Source organism: Salinarchaeum chitinilyticum (assembly GCF_055390775.1).
In genome coordinates, this window is the sequence record NZ_AP043888.1 from 1375463 (window position 1) to 1399228 (window position 23766).

Here is a 23766-nt window from a genome sequence, read left to right on the forward strand (position 1 = left end):
ACGAGTCGCCACGGGCCGGAATCCCGGTCGCGACGCTCACGTTCCCGTGCTCGAGCGACGGCGTGGGCGTTCGTGACAAAGGGTTTAAACGAATGCGGGACGGAACGGGCATCGAGATGCGAACCGGGTGGCAGTATCGAGTCGCCAGCGCTGCCGGAGCGGTGGCGCTGACTGTCGCCGCGGTGTTGCTGGCGAACCAGCCGCCCGTCCAGGAGCTGTTCACCTCGTACGTGCCGCTGTTCAACCGCCTGAACGCGACCGTGCTCGATCGGGACTCGCTGCGGTGGGCGGTGCCGCTCAGCGCCGCCACCGTCGCCACGAGCCTGATTCCGCTGTACAAGCCCCGGCCGCGGCGGATCCTCGACACGGTGATCTTCGCCCAGAAGCGCGTGATCGTCGCCGGGCTCGCGCTCGCCACGATCGGCTACTTCCAGTGGTCGCATCGGCTCCCGCGGGCGACGCTCGTGATGACCGTCGCCATCCTGTGCGTGACGATCCCGCTGTGGTTCGTCTGGATCCGCAATCGGCCGACCGACGAGCCCGGGCGGACGATCGTCGTCGGCGACGATCCCGACCAGATCCGGACGATCGTCGGGGCGGTCGACGATCCGATCATCGGGTATCTGTGTCCAGAAATCGTCGCGTTCGATACTGACGGGACGGTCGCCGATGGCGGCGTAGCAGCGGCCGAGTCGACGGTCCCGGATGCCGCAGCTTCGGCCGGGACACCGGCTGGAGCACTCCCTCGGCTCGGTGGCCTCGCGCGGATCGAGGACGTCCTGGTCGAGCAGGACGTCGACACCGTCGTGCTGGCGTTCGATAACGCCGACCGCGCGGAGTTCTTCGGCGCGCTCGACGCCTGCTACGAGCACGGCGTCGGGGCGAAGGTCCACCGCGACTACGCCGACAGCGTGCTCGTCGGCACCGACGCCGTCGGCGAGGTGGTCGACGTGGACATCACGCCCTGGGACCCACAGGATCACCTGTTCAAGCGCACGTTCGACGTCTGCTTCTCGGCGGTCGGACTGTTTTTCGCCGCGCCCGTGATGGCACTGATCGCTCTCGGCGTGAAACTCGACAGCGACGGCCCGGTGCTGTACAGCCAGGAGCGGACCGCGGTGTTCGGCGAGCCGTTCTCGATCTACAAGTTCCGGACGATGGTCCCGGAGGGCGAGACCGCCGAGCCGACCGAGGAGGACGAGAACGACCGCATCACGCGCTTCGGGCGGCTCCTCCGGCGCACGCACCTCGACGAGATCCCGCAGCTGTGGTCGATCCTCGTCGGCGACATGAGCGTCGTCGGGCCGCGAGCGGTCTGGACGGAAGAGGAGTTGCTGTTGGAAGAGGATTCGCCGTCCTGGCGCAAGCGGTGGTTCGTCAAACCCGGGCTGACGGGCCTGGCGCAGATCAACGACGTCAAGAGCACCGATCCGAACACGAAGCTCCGGTACGACCTGGAGTACATCCGAAGGCAGTCGTTCTGGTTCGACGTGAAGATCGTGGTGCGGCAGGTGTGGAAGGTGCTGATCGACGTCAATCGGGCCGTCCGCAGTGGGGAGTAGAGGATACTGGCGGAAGTGCAGTGAAATGAGAACTGATTAGCCGCGGGTCGCCCACTGCCCAACGAATGCGTATCCTTCGCGTTGCACAGAAGTGTTATCCGGACGTGAAGGGTGGCGGTCCCTACCACATCCACGCGTTGAGTCGGGACCAGGCGGCGATGGGCCACGACGTGACGGTGCTGACGGTCCGACAGGATCCCGACCTTTCACACGTCGAAGAACGGGACGGCTACACCATCGTCCGATACGATCCAACGGTGGAGCTGCTCGGGAACCAGATCTCCGCAGGCGTGGCGAACTACCTGCGCGACGCCGAGGAGTTCGACGTCGTCCACGCTCACTCGCACCTCTACTTCTCGACGAATCTCGCGGCGCTCAAACGCCGGCTCGGGGAGACGCCGCTGGCGATCACGAATCACGGGCTGTACTCCCAGACCGCACCGGAATGGGTGTTCGATCTGTATCTGCGGACGCTGGGTCGGTGGACCTTCAACCGGGCCGACGTCGTGTTCTGTTACACCGAGGCGGATCGCGAGCGGGTGCGGGACCTGGGCGTGTCGAGTCAGATCGAGGTGGTATCGAACGGCATCGACACGGAGAGATTCACGCCGGAAGGACCCGAAAGTGAGCTGATCGATCACGACGGTCCCGTCGTGCTATTCGTCGGTCGGCTCGTTGAAGGCAAGAATCCACATGCCGCTATCGGGGCCGTAGAGAGTCTTCCCGAATCACTCGATGCAAAACTGTATATCGCTGGCAACGGGCCGTTGCGATCCGAACTCGGGAAAACGGCCGGTGATCGTGTCGAGTTCCTTGGACACGTGCCTTACGACGAGATGCCATCTGTGTATCGATCTGGAGATGTCTTGCTGTTACCGAGTCGTGCGGAGGGCCTGCCTCGAACGGTGCTCGAGGCCTTCGCTTCGAACATTCCAGTAGTATCGAGCTATCTAGAGCATACCGCTCCGATAGTCGAAAGCGGCGGTGAGACTGTCGAACTCGGGGAAATATCCGCTTATACTGATTCCATTACCCGGATGATCGATCGCTCGTCGTCATTGGGGTCGGAGGGCAGGGAAAGGGTCGTAGAGGACTTCCGCTGGCAGGACACGGTTGAAGAGACGACAGCATTGCTCACCTCACTTTGATCGCCCCGTTTCCAATCCGATGTCCCTAAGTACCATGATTCGCTGGCCTCTTCCCTAAAGTGGCGTGGTTGAATACTCTTGAGCGCGAGATCCCATGGGACACCCACATCTAAAATCTCTAATATGAACGTCGTATTCGTAACACTGGTAGATCCGACAGGTGCCTCAGGCCAGAATGTGTACTCGCGGAATGTCGCAAGTGCCCTCGCGGGACGGGACGACGTGTCCCTCACGCTCATTTGTCCGGAGCCAACGGAAGAACTACCAGCCGAACTCAGTGCCGCTTGTAGTGATATCAAGATGCTTCCTGAAAAGGCGAACAGGTCGATTCGATGGCACATTCGGATCCAGAGAATACTTTATCGTCAGCTGCGGACCATCCTCCACACCGAGGCAATCGACATTCTATTATCTACTCTACGGCCATCGCTCCTTATTCCTCCATATTTAGCTCGCCGACACGGCACCCGGTACCGAATTCTCGTTGAAGGAGAGATCGGCCACGGAGTCGACAATCTCTCAGTCCTTCCCCTCGACATTCTCCTATCAGATCTCGTTTCCGTTTGGAATATACAGGCTGCAGAACGGTGTTACGTAGTAAATTCCGATGTCGAGACGTGGATTCATTCACTTCCCTTGAGCGAACCAAAAATCGAAGTGCTTTCTCACGGAATTGATGTGCCCCAAATTCTTCGATCAAAGGATCCGCTGGACCAGACTGTACACCTCACATCTGAGCACGAATTCACACTGTGCTACGTCGGGAGCTTCAAGAAGTACCACTGTCTTCCTTCGCTGATCGAGGGGGTTGCGAATCTCCGAGAGAGCGGCATCGACATCGGTCTATCGCTTGTCGGAGTTGGGCCGGAGTACGAGAAAGTTCAAGCAGCCGTCCAAGGCAGCGGGATTAGTACTGCGACGACATTTCATGGGTTCATAGATCCCTCAAAAGTCCCAGAGTATATCAGGGCTTCTGACGCTTGTTACGGCGTTATTGATCCGGCTCGTGCGGGGAGTCCAATGAAGGTGTACGAGTATCTGGCGAATGGAATACCCGTCATTGCGACAAGTGGCGAAGAGTTCTCTTTCGTTGAGGACGAAGATGTAGGAATATTAGTGAATGAACCCACACCAAGGACGGTCGGGAGGGCTATCGAACGGCTATACAATCTATCCAACGACAAAAGGGCGGAAATGGGTGAACGTGCTAGAGAGGCAGGCCACGCTCACGGTCACACGTGGGGCGAATTTGCGCAACGGCTAATTGCAGACTAAGTAGCAATTATGCCGGATTCCAATCCTCCCAAAAACCGCCTTCAGAGGCAATCCAGACGGCTACAAGCAAAAGTGTCCAAAGCATCATCATCTGTGGAGATCTGGCGAATGCTCCGCCGATACTCATCGCAAGTAGGCCGATAAACCATGCCACGACCGCGTTTGAAAGGTGCGAGGAACCTCTGATTCCCGCTTGAATCAATGACCGTAGAACTGCTGCATAGAGTCCAAGCATGAGTATTAAGCCTGGTAAGCCCAGCTCGACGATCAGAATAGAGTAAAAGTTATCGAGAAAACCCACCCGGCTCGGTGAAGCGAACCACCCATATCCGAAGATCGGTTGCTCAATCCAAAGGTCGAATGACTTCCGGAGCAACTCAAGTCGTATCCTGAAACTCTCCGCTGCCGTTCCACTGGCAAGCGCGACCCCATCAGGAGAAATTCGCACCCATTCTACGAACCGATCCAGACGATCTTGGAGCATATATGCCATTGCCCAGCCGACAGTGACCACTGCGCCGACCAACCCCGCAAGTGCACGGCCGGTGAGATCGCGGTAGTGCAACACGACCAAGAGGGACATTGCCACGATAAGGCCAATCATTCCTGACCTAGACAAAGTAGTGAGCATGGCTCCACCTGTCAAAATCCCCGCCAATGAATAGCCATACCGAGGTAGCCCCCGGTTTGCAATCGCTCCACCGATCGAAAGTGTAATGACAAGAATAAAGAACGCTGCGAGGGTGTTTGGATTATTAAAAAATACTCGAACACGCCGGACAGCCAAGAGCTGGCTCGCATAAACCGAATATCCTGCTAAGAGTGCGCCACCGGCCACAATCGACTTAATCACAACAGACGCGGAATATGGGCGCATGAGATGTTGGATGCAAATAAAGAAGAGAACTACTTCGAACCACTTCATGACCCAGAGTGCACTTGCAGCCACTGGACTTGGGGATCTAATCGCTGCAATCCCAAACGTCAGCACTATCCAACCGGTTACAATGATTAGCATTGCCGTGACGGTGGGAAGCAGTGGACCCACAGCTCTCTCCTCCCCGAGTAGTACTCGTTTAGCGAACCAGAGCAAGAGAAATACGACCGCGAAATCTTCTGTATTGATGGATTCGTATTCAGAGATTCCCAGCTCAATTGGGAACTCGACCGAGAAGATGATTAGCAATGTCACGGCTGCAAATACCAGTCCAGAGATAATTTCGTCTCGGCGGCTGAACTCAGGGGAGAGTGATCGATAAATCGATACTGACTGGTCGTTATTCATATGTAGTTGCTTAGGTCTCGCAGATAATCTGCCGCAAGTAATCGCTTTGCCTGGGTTTGGTGTAACGTTCTGCGGCCCGCAACGCACTCTCAAACCATTCTTGGCGGAGCATTTCGTCTTGTAGTAGTCCGGTAAGTATCGTAGATAAGTCTGTGCGATTCTTATAAGTATGGATGGCAGGTTCTGCCCGCTCAGGAACATCAAACCAGGATGGAAGCATTAGGGGTGTTCCATAGGAAATAGCATCCGAGATTGCCCCGGAACCCTTGGTCGTACCGTACTGTTCAGTAAAACCGTCGATTGTCCGCTGAGTACGAAGGGGGCTAACGAGGAAATCTGTGGCCCGAAGTTTCCGTTCGAACGTGTCAGTCGGAATCCAGTCAGTGTAATACTCTAACCCCATACCATCGTCTTTCAGACTCTCGGTTCGCTTGATCACTGTCGAACCGTATTTTCCGATCGGTTTTCCCAACAACACTAGTTCAACCTTTTCAAGTTGTCCCCGGGGCAACTTATCAAGTGCATCGATTAGTTCGTGATAGTCACGCCTCGTCGAGTCAATCATCCCTGGTGTCGTTATCGTGATATTTGTCGGACTGCCTTGATGTTCTCTCCCGGTTAATGCGTACGAATCGCCGGAATTCGAGTAAAGAACAGGAGTAAATGAGTTTACATCGATTGAGGGCCTCTCTGAACCCACGTATTCCGCGATGGGCGCATACTCGACAAGAAGCCGATCAATCCGACGGAGGATGATCTTTTTAAGCGGGTATTTTATGTAATTATATACTTTGGTCGTCAGTGCAGGATTTCTCCCAATCATGCCGTTGAGATCGAAGGAAAATAGAAGATATTCACAATGTGGATCAAACCTGGCATAGGCCGTGTAATCGAGAATATGACCGTAAAACGGGAATGCAATCAAGAAGTCGATAACTTCGGTTCTCTCTTCTATTCGGGCCAGAAACTCAGGCTTGGACTCTGAGTGTTCTTGTAGAACCCATTGGATCCGGGAGTCATCGAAATGAGAAAAATCCCCTACTCTCTCATGGATCGAAGGGGTAGTATAGATAGAAACCGAACCTACTTCAGCGGCGATTTCACTCACATCTCGCACGTAGTTCTCGTGGGAAGACAGATTGAGTATCCCGATTCGGGGCTCACTCACGGTGTATCTGGAGATTTATGAAATGCGCATTTATAAACCAGTTGATCCCCTAGAATTGGTAGAGTTTCGGCATAAAAATTGCTTACAATCCCTCAGGAAAGTGAGCAGTAGTTAGTTGAACTGGAAAATGTACGGACATATGCCGCTGGAGTGTCTATTTGATCGGTCTAGCTAATAACGTGCCTCTCAACAAGTCTGCTATATAATGATAAGATATGCAACATTTTTCATATACATCAGAAGAAGTTGTACTGCTCGAATTCAGCTACCACATGGAGGAGGACGTTGAAGTGGGGTCAAATGCAGCAATGGACAATTGTCGGTTCCGATTAATCACAAACTACAACTCTCCCCATTGGGACTAATTAATCAATGCAACTCAAATCCCAGTTATCGGATAGGCCGGTGTTCGTCACCGGTGCTGACGGCTTTATTGGCTCACATCTCGTTGATCGGCTAGTTGAGTGTGGAGCGGATGTCCACGTCTTCGTGCGCGCGACATCGAGTGGTGAACTGAACAACATCAGACACCAGACTGACGACATCACAGTCCACCGTGGGGACCTCCGGGACAAACACTCAGTCTCGGAAGCACTGGCGACACTCGAGGGGTACAGTGATATCCTGATTTTCCACCTCGCTGCCCAAGCGCACGTCGGCGAGTCCTGGGATCGACCGTACGAGACCGTCGATACGAACGTCAATGGAACGCTGAATCTCCTTCAGTCAGCTGTTGACCTCGATCTCGACATCGCGAAGTTCGATACTGCCGGGACGAGCGAGGAGTACGGCAACGTGAAGGAAGAGATGGAACAGAACCACGACTTCGACGAAGACGGTCGCGTTCTCCTCAGCGAGCGTTCGCCGGTTAATCCGACGAGTGTTTACGCGACGTCGAAGCTCGCCGCGGACTTCCTCACAATGAACTACCACGACGCGTACGGGCTGCCGACTGTTACGACCCGTATGTTCAACAACTACGGACCACGACAAAATCCTCGCTACATCACCGGGACGATCATCACGCAAGCCCTGGAACGGGAGATAGTCGAACTCGGGAATCTCGAGCCCAAGCGGGACATGTGCTACGCCGCTGACGGCGTCAGAGGCCACCTGCATGTCGCGCTCGAGGGGACCCCAGGCGAGCAGTACGTCTACGGCTACGGCGAGAACATCTCGATGCAGGAGTGGGCGGATACGATCCTCGAGGTCGGTTCGGAACACGGTTACTGGGAAACCCCAGAAATCGTTCAGGACGAAGACCGATTTCGGCCCGGGGACAGCGACGTCGAGGAGCTGCTCGTCGGATACGAGAAACTCCACGAAGAGACTGGCTGGGAGCCTGAAGTGTCCTGGCGCGAGGGAATTCGCCGCACCATCGATTGGTACGCGAACAACCCCAGCAGCTGGTACGGGCGGGTGGACTGGCGATGACCGAGACGACTCGGGACTTCTGGAATGGGCGAACGGTGATGGTCACAGGAGGGGCAGGATTCCTCGGAAGCCATCTCGTCGAAGAGCTCGAAAAGCGATCCGAGGATGTCGAGATATTCATCCCGCGAAGCGACACGTACGATCTGCGGGAGAAAGGAGATATCAAACGAGCCTTCGAAGATTCCGGTGCAGACACGGTTATCCATCTCGCCGCGACCGTCGGTGGGATCGGCGCGAACAAGGAGAATCCCGGACAGTACTTCTACGACAACGCGATCATGGGGATCGAGCTCATCGAGCAAGCTCGCCAATTCGACGTGGACAAGTTCACGATTCTCGGGACGATCTGTTCGTATCCCAAGCACACCGACGTCCCGTTCAACGAGGCCGACCTCTACCATGGCTATCCCGAGGAAACGAACGCTCCATATGGGATCGCGAAGAAAGCACTTCTGACACAGTCCCGCGCCTATCGCAAGCAGTACGATTTCGACAGCATCTATCTGATGCCAGTCAACCTCTACGGTCCCCGCGACGATTTCGATCTGGAGACGTCCCACGTGATCCCTGCGATCATCCGAAAGAGTATCGAGGCAAGGGAGAACGACGAGGACTCGATTACAGCCTGGGGAACGGGAACACCGACGCGGGAGTTCCTCTACGTCAAGGACGCTGCTGAAGGTATTCTGGATGCGACTGAGCGCTACGATAGTAGCGATCCAGTCAATCTCGGCAGCGGTCACGAGATCAGTATCGAGGATCTCGTCGAGTTGATCGTCGACCTGACCGATTTCGAAGGCGACGTAACGTGGGACACCTCGAAACCGGACGGACAGCCGCGACGGAGACTCGACACCACGCGTGCCCGAGAACGATTCGACTGGGAAGCTTCGACGGACTTCGAAGACGGCCTCGAGGCGACGATCAAGTGGTACGAGCAGCATCGGAGTGACTGACGATGGCTGACGCCGATCCGTCTGATCGATCTCACCTCGTGGAGCGAGAAGCGTATATCGACGACGAGACGTGGAGAACAATCGTCCAGTCGATGCCGATACCTTCAGTCGATCTCGTTGTCAACTGTCCCGAAGGAATTTTGCTGGGAAAACGGGCGAATGAGCCTGCAAAGGGGGAATGGTTCGTTCCCGGAGGTCGCATCCAGAAAGGCGAACCGATCCAGGGGGCTGTGCATCGAATTGCCGAGGAAGAGCTGGGAATCGAGGTGACGATCGAACGGTCACTCGGAGTGTACGACCATTTCTATGAGGCTTCCGACGTCCCTGAGAGCGGAGGAAAGCAATATATCGCGCATGCATACGTCGTTTCTGCGGCAAACTGCGATGTGGTTAGCGACGACCAACATAGAGATGTTCAAGTATTCGAATCCCCTCCGAAGTTGTTGCATCCCCACATTGAGGCATATCTGAAAGATGCAGGCCTTCGTTAAGTCCATGACTTAGTAATTAGCAATTATTCATTCTCAGAACTTCCATCACAATTGCAAGAAATGTATATCAAAAATGTCCTATCAAAATCGAATGGGGCTATCTAACAATAAATCCAGGAAGGGCAAAACACGGGGAGAAGGGGAAAAGGAAAATGATATAATTATCCAAATCGCAGATACTGCTGATTGGCTAACCATCTAACGAGTATCCGCGTCAAATATTCCCAAGATTCGACAATTGTGAACAACATCTACGACAATATTAATAGCGTTAGCCCGTTCTATGCCAATCCATGACGGATTTGATTTATTCTCACGGGGGCGGGAGGCTTGGGAATCAACTCATCACACATTCTAATCTTTTAGCATTAAATCTTGAATTTACTAGCACCAATATAATAAATTTGTCAATAATGAGGTATATGGGTGACTATGCCCGTCCGGACCTATCCCTTACTGTAAATAATATAAATGATATTTTCTACAAAACGACTGCGGAATTGTTTTGGAATAGTGGCAGTATTACATCAATCCTACCAGATTGGATTAAACAGAGAATTGGAATTCCTGCATTACACCGGACCGCAACATATCGAAAGGATTCGCAAAGTTTGATTGGGGGAGATCCTCATCTCCCGTTCGATATACCTGGGCAGCATTATTCATCAATCGAATTTACATACCAAAATTTGAATAGCTTTATTGATGGATATGATTATACAATAATCGCTGGATGGAACGTTCGTGCATGGGAGCTCGTAAATGAGCACAAAGAGACAATCCGCGAAATGATGATGCCGGGGACAAAATATGTAGCGCCATTGACTGATTGGATATCTAAACTGAAAATGAATCACGATATATTAGTTGGCATTCATATTCGTCAGACGGATTATGAGGAATGGAAAGGGGGGAAATTCTATCTCTCAACGGAGAAGTACCGTGAGCTGATGCGCGTGTTCTCGGATGAGAATCAGGATCAATCAATTGGATATCTGATTGCATCTGATGAAGAACAAGTGAAGAGTCGATTTTCTGAAACACAGTATCTTGAGACTGGTGGATCCCATAATAGTGATCACTACATGATGGATTTTACCAAACTGATGATGTGTGACGTTATTCTTGCCCCGCCAAGTACATTTAGCACATTTGCTGCATTCTTAGGTGATATACCAATTGTCCCACTTCACTCAGGAGTTATCTCGAGCGGATTTGAGTACCTGTCAGATCCGCTATTCGATTCACTTGACCATCCAATAATGGGCGAAGCCATTATGTAGTATGATACTTTAGATCCATTGCAACTCAGAAATTTAATCATGGATATCTCTGTTATAGTAACCTCCTTTAATGAATCTGATTACATATCTACAGCTATTGAGAGCGTTCTTGCCCAGAGTCAAAGTCCAAATGAAATTGTTATCGTTGATGCTGGTTCAACGGACGGCACGCAAGCGATAATATCGGAGTATGAGAAATATGAGTGTGTAAATGTATATTTTATTGATAATACATATAATATACCCGAAATGCGCAATTTTGCACTCCAACAAGCACAGGGCCCATTAGTAACGTTTCTTGACGGAGATGATCGGTTTGTGCCTGAAAAGCTGGAGAAAGAGCATGATATGTATTGTAGTTGCCCCAGAGCAGACATCGTATTTTCAAATGTCAAAAATATTGATGAGGACGGAAATTCATTGGTCACTTGGTTTGACGAATGCGATCCTCCCTCCGGGGACATACTAGTAGAAAACGCTAGTCGAGACTGGCCGATGGGCTCTTTATACCGGAACGAATTAGTATCCCTAGATACCTTACACAAAGCTGGTTTATATGACGAAAATCTTAATCTGTATGAAGATTGGGACATGAAGATACGTACTGCTGCAGATACTCAAGCAGCATATTGCCCCGGTGTTCTAACTGAATATCGTCAACATCGTTCTGGTATATCAAATCGTACACCCATCTCTGAGTTGCGGGATGCGAGCGAATACATATATCAAAAGAATCTGCCATTACTTGAAAGAAAATTGTCCAGGCAGCAACTTGTAAAAGTAACGCAATCAATGGAGAGTTTCATATTGGAGCTCTCTATACGTGCAGCTAAGGAGGACCGCAATATTGCACAGTTCCTCTTTGAATACTATAAATGGTTGAAGATCACCCATGAAAACAAATTCAGATTGAGAAAGCAGGCAAGCTTTATCGTCCCAAATATACTCAAAGAAATGCGGCGCTGATATTTCAGACTTTACTATATTCCACACTATCTATATCCGAGGGCTTCCAATTGTTCTTGGATATTTGCATTATTGGCGGCGGATTGTTTGGTCGTCATGCCACGTTTGATCTCTCTCCGCTTGCCATCAGTTTTGACAATGAACCAAGGTACCTCACATAACTCTCTTGTTTTCGGATTTCTATAGTGCTCATACAGAGGGCCAAGGAAAAAATACGGTCGTTCACCAAACATTTCACCATGGTCAGAGCTAATAACGACTTTCCCAGATACATCAGTAAGGAGACAGTCAACTTCATCAAGAACAATCTTGAGAGTTTCTCTATACGCCTTACGGGCCTTGTCCACAGGTATCTCTCCCGCAGCAACCAACTCCATTATTCGTTTTCCTTGGCATTGCTCCTTAGCTCTTGGACCATTAATATTCAAGGTAGATCGAATTTCATTGGCGGTTGGCCCAAGCGGGGGGTCATGCGGTTGCATGTAGTGTACGATGATGCGCTTATTCGGATACTCATTATGAGCATTGATTGCTGCTTTTGTAACTTCCCCTGGAGGAACGCATTGAAGATCAGTGTTCCAATTCGAAAGCGGTTCAGTTATAATCTCGCAAAAGACATCATCTCCAATCCGGTGAACATGGGGGTTTGCAGTTACATAGACAGTGTCCGATAGATCCCTTGCCACAAAATTATTTTCAATAAATTCGCGGCTATCCACACCCCTCGAGATTCGCTGTTCAAGTTCACCAGAAAGTGTGTTTATTTCCTGAAAGTCGTCGAACCGACAGGCATCTAGTAAAATGAGTGTATCCCAATCTTCAGAGGTAATGTCCACACCCGGACCATACTTCAATCTAAATATTATATTATATATGTATTTTAGAGACCATAGCGGAGAAGGGATTGAATTGTCAGTTACGGTCGGGCTTGGCGACAACTTATTGACCACATAATTATACACTTTTATTACTAAAACAATCGGGCCCTCCTCGTAGAATGTATTTAATGCTCTTTGAACTAAGCTCATGGTTACCTATCACTTGACTGGATGTTATATAGCTCAGTGTACTTCCCATTCAGATTCATGAGTTCCTTATGGCCACCCATTTCCGTAATTTGTCCCTCTTCAATGGTGTAAATCGTGTCCGCATTATTAACAGTCGACAACCGATGTGCTATTGTGACGATTGCATAGTCTCGTTCCATATTCTCGATTGCCTGCTGCACTTGCTTTTCCAGATTTGAGTCGAGGTCGCTAGTTGCTTCATCTAGTATGAGTATATCCGCATCTTTCAGTAGTGCCCGTGCCAGTGCCACTCGTTGCCGCTGTCCTCCTGACAGTCGGATGCCATCATCCCCAAGTCGTGTCTCGTATCCATCCGGCAACTCATCGAAGAATTCGTCCACCTTGGCGATCCGAATCACTCGGTCGAGTTCATCCTCAGAAACGGCTCTATTCCCGATAGTAAGGTTGTACCTCAGGGTGTCGTTGAAGATAAAGGGATCTTGTCGCACGATCGCGATCTTCGATCGCCACCCATCGATGTCCATATCGTGAATCCGACGCCCGTTCGCTCGGATCTCGCCCGATTTGGGTTCATACATGCGAGCGATCATCGATACTATGGTCGATTTTCCAGCACCAGACTGGCCGACGAATCCCACGAACTCCCCTTTATCGAACTCGAACGAAATGCCGGAGAGTGCCTCGTCGTCCTGGCCCTCGTAGGAAAATCTGATGTCGTCGAACTCGACAGTGTCCACCTCGTCGGGCACCGGCTCCGACGCTCCGGAGGGCTCCCGCTGTCGCTCCAGCTCGTCGATGAACTGCTGGGTCCGAACGAGGTGGGGGAGATTGTTTTCGATACGGTAAAACTTCGAATTCAACGCGCTCGCCTTGGGGCCGAGACGGAACATCGCGAAGAGAAACACGCCGAGCGCACCGAGTGACAGGTCAGCGAACGTAATCGCGACGTAGATCAGTACGAACACGGACACCGCCGTCAGCAGATTGTAGAAGCTCTGAATCGCCTGCTCGTTCCGTCGCAATCTGATGCTCGCACCAGCGAACTTGTTCACTGCCCCGAGAAAGTCGTCGTAGAGTTCGTCTTTGAGCCCGAATACCTTCGTGTCCCGGATTCCCTGCGTCCCGGCCTGTGCAGCCTGCTGGACGCCCTCGTTCGCGTCAGCGACTTCGTCACCGAGGTCGTAGCCCGATTCGATGCCGTACCGGAACAGCGCAGCGAAACCACCGAGGAAGACGAGCGCAAAGAGGGTGAGATAGGGTGCGATGACGAACGCGACGACGAGGTACATCGCCGCCAGAAACCCCTGCTCGAGGAAGTTGATCACGTACCGTATCGTCCGCCCCGCGTACTCGGCCTGCGTAACGATCGCATTGAGGATGTCGTCGGAGCCCTCCTGGTCGAAGTACTCGATCCGCGCGTCGAGGGCGCGGTCGAACGCGCGCTTCTGGAGGTCCCGCGTGTAATCGATCGCGAGCGCGCTCCGAAGCCACCGCACGAGGAAGGTCATCGTCCAGCGGACGGTCAAAATCAGACTGACCCCGATGACAATAAATCCAAGTTCGAACGGTATTCCGAGGAACTGGTACGCAGAAACGAACACTCCCAACATCCCGTCGGCTTGCTCCGCGGGATCACCCGAAGACTGGACGATCTCCACGATTGGCAAGATGAACCCCAGCCCGACGCCCTCCAGTAGCGCAGCAAACACCCCGCCGACGATGATCGCAACCGTGAGACGCGGACGGAATTTGGCAACTCTCACGAGCGCCTGGAACTGCTCGCGGCGACTGATCCCGTCGGCCTCACTCATTACTGAATAACTGACGTTTTCGCGGCTTTATAATCGTCGTTCCGGTGCTCGCCGTCTGCGGATTGTGAGGCCTCTCAGTACACGCTGCTCTCCGGCACGCCCGCCGAGACGAAACGTAAAAGGACCGCCTGTCCCCTTGTCTTCCCGATGGAGTCCCCCGAACGGGTGGCTGAGGCCACCCGATCGTTCCTCGAGGATCACCCCGACGCCGAATCCAACCTCGAGGACCTCGTCGCGATCGACGAGCGGGGACCGTGGACCTTCGACGACGCACCGCTGGACTCGGGCCGCTTCGGCGAGATGGTCTCCCGTGATATCGCGAGAAAAACCGACGATGGAGACTACAGACTCGCGGATCGCGACGCCACTCTGACGGTCATCGAATCGGAGGCAGGCACCGACACTGTTGCACCTGATACCGCGAGCACCGACGAATCCGCTCTCGGCAGCAACACCAGTACTGCCGACCGCGAGCTGCTCACCCTCCCGTCGATCGACGGCCGCGCTGCACTCGGACTTGTCGCCGCCCTCGCAGTCGTCGCCGCTGCGAGGCTCGTGGGCTACGCGTCGGTGTTCCGGAACGGCGACGTCGTCTCGCCCGGGAACGATCCCTACTACTACCGCTACTGGCAACGGCACCTCCTCGCCGAATCGAATGGGCCCCTCGACGCGAGCGTTTTGTCAAAAATATCGGGCGGAGCGGAGATTCGCCCGTTGACGCATGCGACGAACTGGTGGATCACGGAACTGCTCGGTGGCTCCTCGGGCACCGCCGACGCCGTCGCGGCGTGGCTCCCGATTGTGCTGACACTCCTCCTCGCAATTGCCGTGTACAGGCTCGCCACGCTGCTCACTGGCGACGTCCGGATCGGCCTCGCGTCAGTGCTCCTCCTCGGCGTCGCGCCTGTCCACGCGGTGTACACCAGCGCTGGTTTCCTCGAACACCGAGCTCACCAGTACTTCTGGCTCGGTGTACTCACGCTGGCGTTGACGTGGCTGGCTGTCGATCTCCACCGTCGACTCCGCGGCCCAGCGGCCTCAGCCGAGCGGTCCTCTTCAGGAACGCCGAACGACCGGGCTACGGCTGCGGCCGAAAACGAGGCTACCGGATACGCAAATCTGGGTGACGATGCTGCCGTTTCGCGAGCCATGTCGGCGCACGTCCGCGCCCGCCGGTCCTGGGCCGTCGCAGCGATCCTCGCGGTCGCCGTCGCGGCGTCCGTCCACGCCTGGGGTGGCTCCTCGCTCGTGTTCTTCCCCGTCGCGACGTACGTCGCCCTCCGGGCCGCTGCGGACGCGAACGCCGGGCTCTCGCCCGCCCGAACGCTCGCCCCAACTGTCGGTGGCCTCGGCGGCGGTGCGGTGCTCGCCGCGGCAGCCCACCTCCGGTGGGGCTGGCACGACGCGTTCGTTGCGTTCACCCCCGCGCTCGTCGTTCTCGGCGGCGTCACCGTGATCGGTCTCGCAGAACTCTGGCGTCGGTTCGACCTCCCGATTCCGGGCCTGATCGGTGCCGAGGCCCTCGTCGCCGTCGGCGGCGCGTTCGGCTACCGGTCGCTCCGTCCCGACGACGTCGATCGGATTCGTGAGCGGATGGACGCCCTCTTTTTCCGGGAGAGTGCGACCGAAACCGCTTCGCTGTTCGCCCCGGAGCAGGCGTTCGTCTTCGGGCCGCTCACGCAGCTCGGTCTCGGTTTCTTCCTGGCGGTGATTCCGCTCGGCCTCGCGACGTGGATCGTCGTGCGCCGCTACGAGCCAGGCTGGCTGGTCCCAGTCTGTTTTACCTGGTGGTTCCTCGTGTTTGCGGCGATCCAGGTGCGGTTCGCCGGGCAGCTCGCGATCTTCGTCGCGTTGTTCGGCGCCATCGCGCTGGTCTATCTCCTCTCGGCCATCGACCTCGTCCGCAGACCGACACCGTTCGATGGCGCAGAGAGATCACCGGACGGCGCCTCGATCGAACTCCCCGAACAGAAGATGGCAATCGGATACACCGTCGGCATCCTCTGTCTCGTACTCGTCTTCAACCTGATTTTCGTCCCCGGACTGATCGGCGAACTCACGTACGACGACGGGCAGTACGGCGCGTCGCAGGCGATCGAGCAGTACGACGAGCGACTCGACCACGAGTATCCCGGAAACTTCGTCCTCAGTCAGTGGGGCCACAACCGGATGTACAACTTCTTCGTCAACGGGGAGGCGTCGAGCTACGCCTACGCGCAGAACAACTACGAATCCTTCCTCAGTGCCTCGGATCCAGACACACAGTACGACCAACTGCGCAATCGCGTCGGCTACGTCGTCCTCGAGGATCAGGACTCCGCCGAGGGCACCGTCCACCACACGCTCTACGAGGAGTACGGCGCCGGCGACCAGCCCACCGCCCACTACCAGCTCATCTACGCCGAGCACGACACCAGGGCCTTCGCCGTCGTCGAGGGCGCGACGATCCAGACGAACGCCGCCGCCAATGCCACGATCACAGCCTCCACGAACGTCACCGTCGACGACGCCGCGTTCACCTACGAGCGCACGGCCACCGCCAACGCCACCGGAATCGCCACGCTCCGCGTTGCCTACCCCGGCGAGTACACCGTCGGGAACGAGACGGTGACGGTGTCTCAGAGCGACGTCCACGAGGGGCGGACGGTGTCCGCCGCCAGCTGAACACTGGGCGCACTGTAGCGTTCAGTACATTCATCTAACGAGAGAAAGCCAAAAGGGATTTCAGTGGTTTCTTTAGACCGGTTTTCTCCACTATGTTGCGGAGTCTATCTGAATCGGCTACAAGCCAGTACAGCCTGTTTGTAATGTTGTTATTGATGGAGATAGATCGGCCGCTATCGTAATACATCGTCCCACGCTCTCGTATATATACCCTGCCACCTTCATTTTCATTCACTTTCCTTCGCAGTTTATCTCTATCAGTATCGGCTACATTGTGCAAAATGTACACGGGACCAAAAACCCTCTCGAGCCCTCTGAAATTGTACTCTGGAGGTAATATTCCAACATGTATGTCATTCATATAGATTGCCTCTCGGAATGGCGGTTGTCCGTGATAACGGCCGAATGGTATATCGTCAAGACTGTCTCCTCCAATAGACACCTCAGCATCCGGCCGACCGTGTTCAATCTGTTCACGCAAGTTTTCACGCCAGTCCGAAAATACCTCCTCAACTTCCGGGCTACTGTCAAACAAAAGAACTCCTGTATTTAATTCTGTGAACGAATGGGGAACGGTTTCAAGTTCTACGACCGGCCGAATTGGGGCTTGAGAACCGGCCAAGTCAACCCGATCTAACATCTCAAACATCTGTGAGATATCTTTCAAAACACTGGTATCGCCATCCAGATAGAGTGTTCTGTCAAATGGTGATTTTCCCATATGGTGGACCTTATCGCGAACATCATCATGCAATTTGCAATCCGGTACTGTAACCACTGAATCAAAACAGTCCATAGACTCGGCGGTTGTTCGCAATGAACTGTTCGTAATGACTGCTATCGGGATGTGAGATACCTTGCGAGCAGAGCGTGCAGAAACGGCTGCTTGCTCAAGATAGCCTTTGTTCGTTCCGATATACAGGATACCCTTGTCCATACTATCCAAATACCGCTACGGTCCTTAACTCTGTATTTCGGTGTTGAGTGAGTGTCAGAGGTTTAGAACCCGGGAATCATATTATGCGTCAAATAGCGCCTTCGGGCTGTTATCGTCTGCAATACCAACCCGAGTGTTTGCATGGTTGTAGTCCTGACATACTGATACTCTTGGCCGAATACATTGATGAGTTTGTTATCAAACGCAAAATCAAAGTCATATGGACGGCGTGCGCCCTGATTTGGGGTGCCGCCAGCTTCGATCCAATGACGACGTTCCCGCCGAAGTTCCCTGTCCTGTATCGTCGAAAGACACTTCCACGCATGAAGACTTGTTCTCGTCGCAAAGCGTCACTTCCCCTCCGGTATATTGTCACGCCCTAGCCTTGTATGTGAAGATAAGTCCCGCCTCGGCGTCGGTCCTTGCGCAATTGTTGATCGTCGTATCGAGGGCACGAACGTCGCCGTTGGTGAACACGATCCCCGCACCGTCGCAGTATTCAATATCGCAGTTGTTGATGCGGACGATATTCCCGCCAGTATCGAATCCTCAACCAGGGAACTCACTGATATAGAGATCGTTAAACCACGATTTGAGGGTCCTGTCCTGGGTTTGGGATTCGGTCATAAACCCGACGCTGGCAGACACATTATTTCGATTGCAGAAGAACGATAGCCCGTCGAAGACGTGTCGCATCCCACCCTCTCCATCGGGATGGCCCCGATGCGCCGTTCACTTCGAAGTCGAACAACGCTGAATCAGAAAACGAACTGGCGAGATGTCCGTCTTCTTTGTGGGAACCGACGACGCAGAGATTGGACTGCGTGTCAGGAACCGTAATCTGCGAAGCAAATTCGGACCATCCGTCCCACACGATGATGCCGCCACTATCGGGGACTGCATTCATTGCTTCTACGAAACCGCCGGTGCCCGATGGGATGTGTATGGATTTGCCGCCGATCCGTCGCCAGCAGTCTCGTGCTGGGTAATGGCAGTTACATCGTTCCATAGCTCGTCTGTATGGAACAGTGCGGACGGGTGGATTTGGTCTACGAACAGCCACGAAAGCCCCAGGTCGCTCGACCGTCCGCGGCTCGCTGCGCTCCTCACCCTTCGGGCTGCGGTGCTTACGTCGCCGGGGATGGGTCGACCGCCCTGCCCCTTTCGGAGCCCCACCCGCCTCATTCCTCCCCAGCCTTCTGCGCTCCTCGCTCCGCTGCGCTGCCTGAGGCGAAGCCTCAGACTTGCTGGATCTCCGATCCAGCATCGCTCGGCCCTCGCGCGCTGGCTGGCGACGGCCGCTCGCCCGCAACGGGGCTCGCGGCACCGTCGGAGCAAGCTCCGACGAGGTTCGCCTCGCTCCGCTCGGCTCACCCGCGCCAGCGCGCGCCGGGGCGGTCCACCGGGGTTTCGCGCTCGGCGGGAATTCAATCCGGGTGGGGCTTCGGAAGGGGCCGACTGGTCGTCGGTTTAGGCGACGTAAGCACCGCAAGGAGGGAGCGGAGCGACTGACTGAGGAGCGCAACGAGCGTAAACTGACGAGCAGGAGGGGGCTTCCGTGGCGGTCTGCTGTCCCTTTCGTCGAGTTGACTGCCGATTCCAACCGTTCCCTCCACCGTCACGAGATGTCGCTTCGTTCCGGGAACGGCACCTGGAGAACCCCGGCGACCCCATATTTCAAGACGGTACGGGCGATACCTGTGGTATGGAGATCGTTCAGGATACCGACCACAGCGACGGTGCACCGACGATCGGAGGGACGGGAATCCGCGTGCGGGATGTCGCCTCGGCGTACGAACACAGCGGCTACGATCCGGACGAGATCACGCAGCTATATCCCGACCTCACGCTCGCAGCCGTCCACCGGGCACTGGCGTACTACTACGACCACATCGACGACTTCCGGTCCCCGTCCTCGGAGTCGGCCTCTGCATGACGAGGCCGTTGTACTGCGACGAAAGTATCTGGATTCCAGTCGCCGATGGCCTCCGTCGACGCGGGTGGACGGTGCACACGGCAAGGGAGGAAGGAACCCTGGGCGACCCCGACGAGGAGCAGTTGCAATATGCGGTTTCGAACGACTGGCTACTGGTGACGTTCGACGACGATTTTCTCTCACTCGTCGAAGGCGAGGGCATGGACCATTGCGGGGTGCTCTACGTGCAACAGGCTGGGCGACAGATTGGTGACGTGGTAAAAGCCGTCGATGAACACGTACAGGCGAGACCCGACGATGATCATTCGATTGGGTACGTATAGGTACACGTCACCACTGCAGCCTCGGACATCTGTACTGTCCACCGGGGTTTCTCGGGATGAAGTGTTCCACCGGGCGGATGACTGCCGTCACAACTGCCAGGGCGGGACTCCGGAAGGGGCCGACCGCTCGACGAAGGCCGGCGACGTAAGCACTGGAGGCGAGCGTAGCGAGCCGAAGGGCGCAGCGAGCCGCCCGAGTCGAGCGGGAGGGGGCTTCCGTGGCTGTCTGCTGTTCAATCCGAGTCCCCGCACCCGAATCGAACTGATACATAGCCGTCAGCACGTACCGCAGATCCACTCCGTGATCGCCTGCCCACTCCCCTGCCTCGACCGTCGTCTCCAGTCACTCGACGAGTTGGTGGCCGATCGGCTCGCTCGTCCATTTCCAGAGCAGGATACGATCGTCGTCCAGAGCGAGCCCGACGATCTCGATCACGACGCCATCCGCGGGACACCGCCGAACTCCGTCGGCGTTATGTGAGTTCGGGGAAACCTCCAATCAATGACGCTGGAGGAGCTGCTGATGGCCGTGCTGGCAGGGCTCCTCCAGGGAACGCTGGAGTGGCTCCCGATCTCCAGCCAGGGAAACCTCACCGTGTTCTTCACTGCGGCCGGCAAGTCCGCCGACGTCGCCATCCAGCTCTCCCTCTTCTTGCAGCTCGGAACGACGCTCGCGGCGGCGATCTACTACCGCGAGGACGTGATTGACGCCATCGAGACGATTCCGGAGTGGCGGCCGCGAACCGCGTTCGAGGAGTCCAGCGCAGAGCCCTCATTCGTCCTCGTGGCGACGGCGATGACCGGGCTGGTCGGGATCCCGCTGTACGTCCTCGCGATCGACGTCGCCAGCGAGCTCACGGGCGGCGTCCTGATCGCGGCGATCGGCGTCCTGTTGATCGCGACTGGATTGTTGCAGCTGTACAGCGACGCCGTCGGACTGGGCGAGCGCGAACAGCCGTCGTTGCGCGACGCCGTGGTCGTCGGGGCCGCACAGGGGTTCTCGGTCCTCCCCGGCGTCTCCCGGTCGGGCGTGACGACGAGCACGCTGTTGTTCGAAGGGCACGACGGGCCGGCGGCGTTCCGGCTGTCCTTCCTCCTCTCGATCCCCGCTGGCGTCGGCGCTGCGACGCTGATCGTGCTCGACGTCGGCGGGTTCCCGGAGATCGGCGCTGGGAGCGCGGTCGTGGCGCTGGGGGTGAGCGTCGTGGTCGGCTATCTGGCGATCGACGCGTTGCTGTCGATCGTCGAGCGGATCCCGTTCTGGGCGGTCTGTTTCGGCCTTGGTGGGCTGGCGATCCTCGGCGGCGGGCTGATCGTCGCAGTCGGGTAACGGCTGAAGACCCCGCACGATCCCCGCCCACAGCCCTATACACGCCGCTGCCCTTGCCAGACCGTGCAGCACCTCGAGGTCGCCACGCACGTGTTCGTCGATCGGGCGACGGTGTTCGACTTCCTCACGGACTTCACCGCCTACGCGCAGTACTCCGAGCATCTCGAAGCAGTAGCGCAGCGTGGCGACGGCGGCCCCGGAACCGAGTACGATATCACGGTCGGCTGGTGGCGACTCTCCCACACCGGGACCTCCCGCGTGACCGCACTCGACAGACCGACCCGCATCGACTGGCAGCTCGTCTCCGAGCTGCGGGCGCGTGGCGCCTGGGTGATCGAGGACGGGGCCGCTGGCGACGTCGAGGTGCCGATTCCCGACGGCGACCCGCCGATCACTTGCGTCCGGTTCGTCGTCGATTACGATCCCGAGAGCGCCGAGGCGATCGGGCTCCCGGCGCTCGTGCCGACCGGGGCGATCGTCGACCGCGTGATCCCCGTCGTTCGCTCCGAAGCGACTGCGATCGTCGAGCGGGTCGTCGCGGATCTGGAGGGCGAGCCGCGGGCCGTCGAGCTGTCGATCAGCAGAGAAAAGTAGTATCGGAGCCCGATCACGCCGTTGGTGGAGAACTACCGGCCGAGGAGTCCGAATCGCCCCCGGACGATCCGGTGCTTTCCGCCGACGATACCTCGAGTTCGACCTCGATTCGAACCGTCTCGTAGGGGACGACTGGGCGCTTCGCGTTGCCATCTGTCTCGAAGTGGACGATGCGATAGTCGCCGAGGAGTTGCACGTCGTCGTGGACCTGCCGCACGTCGCGATCGAGTCGGTCCGCGAGATTACGAATGCTGTCCGCAGATGCGTTCATGAGGCTCCGGATCAGTTCGAGTCGGCGAGGTGTGAGGACGCGCTGGAGACGGCTGGCGTCCTGAAAGTTGACGACGTGAGGAACTGCCTCACCACTTTCCCAGCGTTCCGCGCGTGCAACGGTGTTCGCTGCGGCCGCTTGGAACGGTTTCGAGGTGATGCGAAGCGTCGACGGAAACTCGACGGTATCGGGCAGTTCGCGTGGATGCTCAGTCGTAGATTCGGTCATGGATCGTGTGTACCTCCTCGAGGAATCGCTCGACGTGGGAGGCCAGCCCGTCGAACTCGATTCCCTCGACCGTACCGCGATGGTGTCGATGGTGGCGACCGACGCCGTGAGCGTCGTTCGCGTTGTCGTAGCGCAGTATCGCTTCGTCGTCCGGGCCGAGATACTGGAAGCTGTACTTCACGCCCTCCGGGAACGCTTCGCTTTCGGGAACCGACCAGGCGATGGCCTCCCAGCGATCACCGACCGGGAACTCGTCGGCCGCCTCGAACGCCTTCACCGGCATTCCGCGGCGTCACCGTGTGATTGGACCCGGAGCCCGGTAAGCGTTGTGGTGGGGAAACAACAGGAGGCCGCGATACGAGCGAGAGCACTACGGACAGAGAGATTGCGCGTTGTGCCATCGATTGCAACGATTGCCATTGGTCAGCAAACGCTCTGCTCGGCTTCCGATAAGAAGGGCAGGAAGGAAACGGACAGGTCGCACGTCCAGTTTGCCTCGTTCCGCAGGGCAGCCTGTAGACCTCGCCAGCGTTACTCCTCGTCGTCGGAGCCGCCGTACTTCATGAAGTAGAACGTGAGCCCGAGTACGCCGCCGAACGCACCGAGCAGCCCGGTAGTGAGGCTCATCGCCGCCGATGAGACTTCCGGCGGCCCGGTGTTGACAGGTCCTGCGCTGGGACCACCCTCGACGACCTCGATGGATCCGGCCATCCCCGGGGCGTGGGGATCACACTGGTACTCGTAGGTGCCGAGGGTCTCGAACGTGAACTCGTAGGTGGAACCACTTCCGACGACCTCGGGATGGCCCTCCCAGCTCGCGCCGTCGGGGATGCTCGTGGGCGAGACGTTGTGGCCGTCGGTCTCCCACGTGAAAGTGACAGTGGTGCCGGGCGCGATCGTCACGCTGGAGGGCGAGAACGTGAACATGTCGCCCTCGGGGCCAACGACGATTTCCTGTGTCTGTGCCGCCGCCGAACCGGTGGCAGCCGCCCCACCGACCGCGGCTGCCGTCGCGCCGGCCGCACCTCGAAGGAGCGTCCGACGGTCGAGCGTCGCGGCGTTGTGATCCATGTTCG

At 56.3% G+C, this 23766-nt stretch carries 21 protein-coding genes; 13 read left to right on the forward strand and 8 right to left on the reverse strand.

The window, feature by feature from the left end; genetic code table 11:
- Positions 1-116: 116 nt before the first annotated feature.
- The 3 genes from ACZ5KP_RS06735 to ACZ5KP_RS06745 all read left to right on the forward strand — a co-directional run bounded on the left by ACZ5KP_RS06735 (position 117) and on the right by ACZ5KP_RS06745 (position 3985).
- On the forward strand, positions 117-1562 hold the full coding sequence (locus ACZ5KP_RS06735; RefSeq protein ID WP_460923448.1) for a sugar transferase: 1446 nt from the start codon (positions 117-119) through the stop codon (positions 1560-1562).
- Between the two features lie 65 nt (positions 1563-1627).
- Positions 1628-2710 carry a glycosyltransferase family 4 protein gene (locus ACZ5KP_RS06740; RefSeq protein WP_460923234.1) on the forward strand — a complete coding sequence of 361 codons (1083 nt, stop codon included), beginning with the start codon at positions 1628-1630 and terminating at the stop codon, positions 2708-2710.
- 222 nt (positions 2711-2932) lie between these two features.
- A complete protein-coding gene (locus ACZ5KP_RS06745) occupies positions 2933-3985 on the forward strand; it encodes a glycosyltransferase (protein WP_464761891.1) in 1053 nt (350 codons plus the stop codon).
- A gap of 7 nt (positions 3986-3992) precedes the next feature.
- Here the strand turns inward: ACZ5KP_RS06745 and ACZ5KP_RS06750 are convergent, their stop codons facing one another.
- Positions 3993-5270, reverse strand: a complete 1278-nt coding sequence (locus ACZ5KP_RS06750; RefSeq protein WP_460923230.1) for an O-antigen ligase family protein — start codon at positions 5268-5270, stop codon at positions 3993-3995.
- 10 nt (positions 5271-5280) lie between these two features.
- Positions 5281-6378 (reverse strand): glycosyltransferase family protein, encoded by a 1098-nt coding sequence (locus tag ACZ5KP_RS06755; RefSeq protein WP_460923228.1) that lies wholly within the window; start codon positions 6376-6378, stop codon positions 5281-5283.
- Positions 6379-6810: 432 nt separating this feature from the next.
- Here ACZ5KP_RS06755 and ACZ5KP_RS06760 point away from each other — a divergent pair, with 432 nt between their 5' ends.
- From ACZ5KP_RS06760 to ACZ5KP_RS06780, 5 genes are all read left to right on the forward strand, one after another.
- Positions 6811-7872, forward strand: coding sequence for a GDP-mannose 4,6-dehydratase (locus ACZ5KP_RS06760; protein ID WP_460923226.1), 1062 nt, complete (start codon positions 6811-6813; stop codon positions 7870-7872).
- Positions 7869-8828, forward strand: coding sequence for a GDP-L-fucose synthase family protein (locus ACZ5KP_RS06765; RefSeq protein WP_460923224.1), 960 nt, complete (start codon positions 7869-7871; stop codon positions 8826-8828). The genes ACZ5KP_RS06760 and ACZ5KP_RS06765 overlap by 4 nt, the downstream gene beginning before the upstream one ends.
- A gap of 2 nt (positions 8829-8830) precedes the next feature.
- Positions 8831-9319: an NUDIX domain-containing protein gene (locus ACZ5KP_RS06770; protein ID WP_460923222.1), complete on the forward strand. Its 489-nt coding sequence runs from the start codon at positions 8831-8833 to the stop codon at positions 9317-9319.
- Positions 9320-9741: 422 nt separating this feature from the next.
- Positions 9742-10602, forward strand: coding sequence for an O-fucosyltransferase family protein (locus tag ACZ5KP_RS06775; RefSeq protein ID WP_464761892.1), 861 nt, complete (start codon positions 9742-9744; stop codon positions 10600-10602).
- Positions 10603-10641: 39 nt separating this feature from the next.
- Positions 10642-11568 (forward strand): glycosyltransferase family 2 protein, encoded by a 927-nt coding sequence (locus ACZ5KP_RS06780; protein ID WP_460923218.1) that lies wholly within the window; start codon positions 10642-10644, stop codon positions 11566-11568.
- A gap of 26 nt (positions 11569-11594) precedes the next feature.
- Here the strand turns inward: ACZ5KP_RS06780 and ACZ5KP_RS06785 are convergent, their stop codons facing one another.
- Together ACZ5KP_RS06785 and ACZ5KP_RS06790 are read right to left on the reverse strand one after the other, a co-directional pair.
- The gene (locus ACZ5KP_RS06785) at positions 11595-12596 is read right to left on the reverse strand and encodes an alkaline phosphatase family protein (protein ID WP_460923216.1); all 1002 of its coding nucleotides are present in this window, start codon (positions 12594-12596) and stop codon (positions 11595-11597) included.
- A gap of 2 nt (positions 12597-12598) precedes the next feature.
- Positions 12599-14407, reverse strand: a complete 1809-nt coding sequence (locus tag ACZ5KP_RS06790) for an ABC transporter ATP-binding protein (protein ID WP_460923214.1) — start codon at positions 14405-14407, stop codon at positions 12599-12601.
- Between the two features lie 147 nt (positions 14408-14554).
- On the opposite strand from ACZ5KP_RS06790, the gene ACZ5KP_RS06795 reads away from it, so the two are divergent.
- Positions 14555-17071 (forward strand): hypothetical protein, encoded by a 2517-nt coding sequence (locus ACZ5KP_RS06795; RefSeq protein ID WP_460923213.1) that lies wholly within the window; start codon positions 14555-14557, stop codon positions 17069-17071.
- A gap of 34 nt (positions 17072-17105) precedes the next feature.
- Here ACZ5KP_RS06795 and ACZ5KP_RS06800 read toward each other — a convergent pair whose 3' ends face one another.
- The gene (locus tag ACZ5KP_RS06800; RefSeq protein ID WP_460923211.1) at positions 17106-18008 is read right to left on the reverse strand and encodes a hypothetical protein; all 903 of its coding nucleotides are present in this window, start codon (positions 18006-18008) and stop codon (positions 17106-17108) included.
- 1705 nt (positions 18009-19713) lie between these two features.
- Between ACZ5KP_RS06800 and ACZ5KP_RS06805 the strand changes: the two genes are divergently transcribed.
- The 4 genes from ACZ5KP_RS06805 to ACZ5KP_RS06820 all read left to right on the forward strand — a co-directional run bounded on the left by ACZ5KP_RS06805 (position 19714) and on the right by ACZ5KP_RS06820 (position 22191).
- Positions 19714-19944, forward strand: coding sequence for a DUF433 domain-containing protein (locus ACZ5KP_RS06805; protein WP_460923209.1), 231 nt, complete (start codon positions 19714-19716; stop codon positions 19942-19944).
- Positions 19941-20267: a DUF5615 family PIN-like protein gene (locus ACZ5KP_RS06810; protein ID WP_460923207.1), complete on the forward strand. Its 327-nt coding sequence runs from the start codon at positions 19941-19943 to the stop codon at positions 20265-20267. The genes ACZ5KP_RS06805 and ACZ5KP_RS06810 overlap by 4 nt, the downstream gene beginning before the upstream one ends.
- 502 nt (positions 20268-20769) lie before the next feature.
- Positions 20770-21597 carry an undecaprenyl-diphosphate phosphatase gene (locus tag ACZ5KP_RS06815; protein ID WP_460923205.1) on the forward strand — a complete coding sequence of 276 codons (828 nt, stop codon included), beginning with the start codon at positions 20770-20772 and terminating at the stop codon, positions 21595-21597.
- A gap of 63 nt (positions 21598-21660) precedes the next feature.
- On the forward strand, positions 21661-22191 hold the full coding sequence (locus ACZ5KP_RS06820) for an SRPBCC family protein (protein ID WP_460923203.1): 531 nt from the start codon (positions 21661-21663) through the stop codon (positions 22189-22191).
- A 13-nt stretch (positions 22192-22204) separates the two neighbouring features.
- Here the strand turns inward: ACZ5KP_RS06820 and ACZ5KP_RS06825 are convergent, their stop codons facing one another.
- From ACZ5KP_RS06825 to ACZ5KP_RS06835, 3 genes are all read right to left on the reverse strand, one after another.
- Positions 22205-22690 (reverse strand): HVO_A0114 family putative DNA-binding protein, encoded by a 486-nt coding sequence (locus tag ACZ5KP_RS06825; protein WP_460923201.1) that lies wholly within the window; start codon positions 22688-22690, stop codon positions 22205-22207.
- Positions 22671-22973: a toxin-antitoxin system TumE family protein gene (locus tag ACZ5KP_RS06830; RefSeq protein WP_460923199.1), complete on the reverse strand. Its 303-nt coding sequence runs from the start codon at positions 22971-22973 to the stop codon at positions 22671-22673. The genes ACZ5KP_RS06825 and ACZ5KP_RS06830 overlap by 20 nt, the downstream gene beginning before the upstream one ends.
- A 248-nt stretch (positions 22974-23221) precedes the next feature.
- Positions 23222-23761 (reverse strand): cupredoxin domain-containing protein, encoded by a 540-nt coding sequence (locus ACZ5KP_RS06835; protein ID WP_460923197.1) that lies wholly within the window; start codon positions 23759-23761, stop codon positions 23222-23224.
- Between the last annotated feature and the right edge of the window lie 5 nt (positions 23762-23766).

Excerpts from the sequence above, each read along its gene's own strand:
- ACZ5KP_RS06735 (WP_460923448.1), top strand. The coding sequence starts at position 117 with ATGCGAACCGGGTGGCAGTATCGAGTCGCCAGCGCTGCCGGAGCGGTG.
- ACZ5KP_RS06740 (WP_460923234.1), top strand. The coding sequence starts at position 1,628 with ATGCGTATCCTTCGCGTTGCACAGAAGTGTTATCCGGACGTGAAGGGT.
- ACZ5KP_RS06750 (WP_460923230.1), bottom strand. The coding sequence starts at position 5,270 with ATGAATAACGACCAGTCAGTATCGATTTATCGATCACTCTCCCCTGAG.
- ACZ5KP_RS06760 (WP_460923226.1), top strand. The coding sequence starts at position 6,811 with ATGCAACTCAAATCCCAGTTATCGGATAGGCCGGTGTTCGTCACCGGT.
- ACZ5KP_RS06765 (WP_460923224.1), top strand. The coding sequence starts at position 7,869 with ATGACCGAGACGACTCGGGACTTCTGGAATGGGCGAACGGTGATGGTC.
- ACZ5KP_RS06770 (WP_460923222.1), top strand. The coding sequence starts at position 8,831 with ATGGCTGACGCCGATCCGTCTGATCGATCTCACCTCGTGGAGCGAGAA.
- ACZ5KP_RS06775 (WP_464761892.1), top strand. The coding sequence starts at position 9,742 with ATGGGTGACTATGCCCGTCCGGACCTATCCCTTACTGTAAATAATATA.
- ACZ5KP_RS06780 (WP_460923218.1), top strand. The coding sequence starts at position 10,642 with ATGGATATCTCTGTTATAGTAACCTCCTTTAATGAATCTGATTACATA.
- ACZ5KP_RS06785 (WP_460923216.1), bottom strand. The coding sequence starts at position 12,596 with ATGAGCTTAGTTCAAAGAGCATTAAATACATTCTACGAGGAGGGCCCG.
- ACZ5KP_RS06790 (WP_460923214.1), bottom strand. The coding sequence starts at position 14,407 with ATGAGTGAGGCCGACGGGATCAGTCGCCGCGAGCAGTTCCAGGCGCTC.
- ACZ5KP_RS06795 (WP_460923213.1), top strand. The coding sequence starts at position 14,555 with ATGGAGTCCCCCGAACGGGTGGCTGAGGCCACCCGATCGTTCCTCGAG.
- ACZ5KP_RS06800 (WP_460923211.1), bottom strand. The coding sequence starts at position 18,008 with ATGGACAAGGGTATCCTGTATATCGGAACGAACAAAGGCTATCTTGAG.
- ACZ5KP_RS06805 (WP_460923209.1), top strand. The coding sequence starts at position 19,714 with ATGGAGATCGTTCAGGATACCGACCACAGCGACGGTGCACCGACGATC.
- ACZ5KP_RS06810 (WP_460923207.1), top strand. The coding sequence starts at position 19,941 with ATGACGAGGCCGTTGTACTGCGACGAAAGTATCTGGATTCCAGTCGCC.
- ACZ5KP_RS06815 (WP_460923205.1), top strand. The coding sequence starts at position 20,770 with ATGACGCTGGAGGAGCTGCTGATGGCCGTGCTGGCAGGGCTCCTCCAG.
- ACZ5KP_RS06825 (WP_460923201.1), bottom strand. The coding sequence starts at position 22,690 with ATGACCGAATCTACGACTGAGCATCCACGCGAACTGCCCGATACCGTC.
- ACZ5KP_RS06830 (WP_460923199.1), bottom strand. The coding sequence starts at position 22,973 with ATGCCGGTGAAGGCGTTCGAGGCGGCCGACGAGTTCCCGGTCGGTGAT.
- ACZ5KP_RS06835 (WP_460923197.1), bottom strand. The coding sequence starts at position 23,761 with ATGGATCACAACGCCGCGACGCTCGACCGTCGGACGCTCCTTCGAGGT.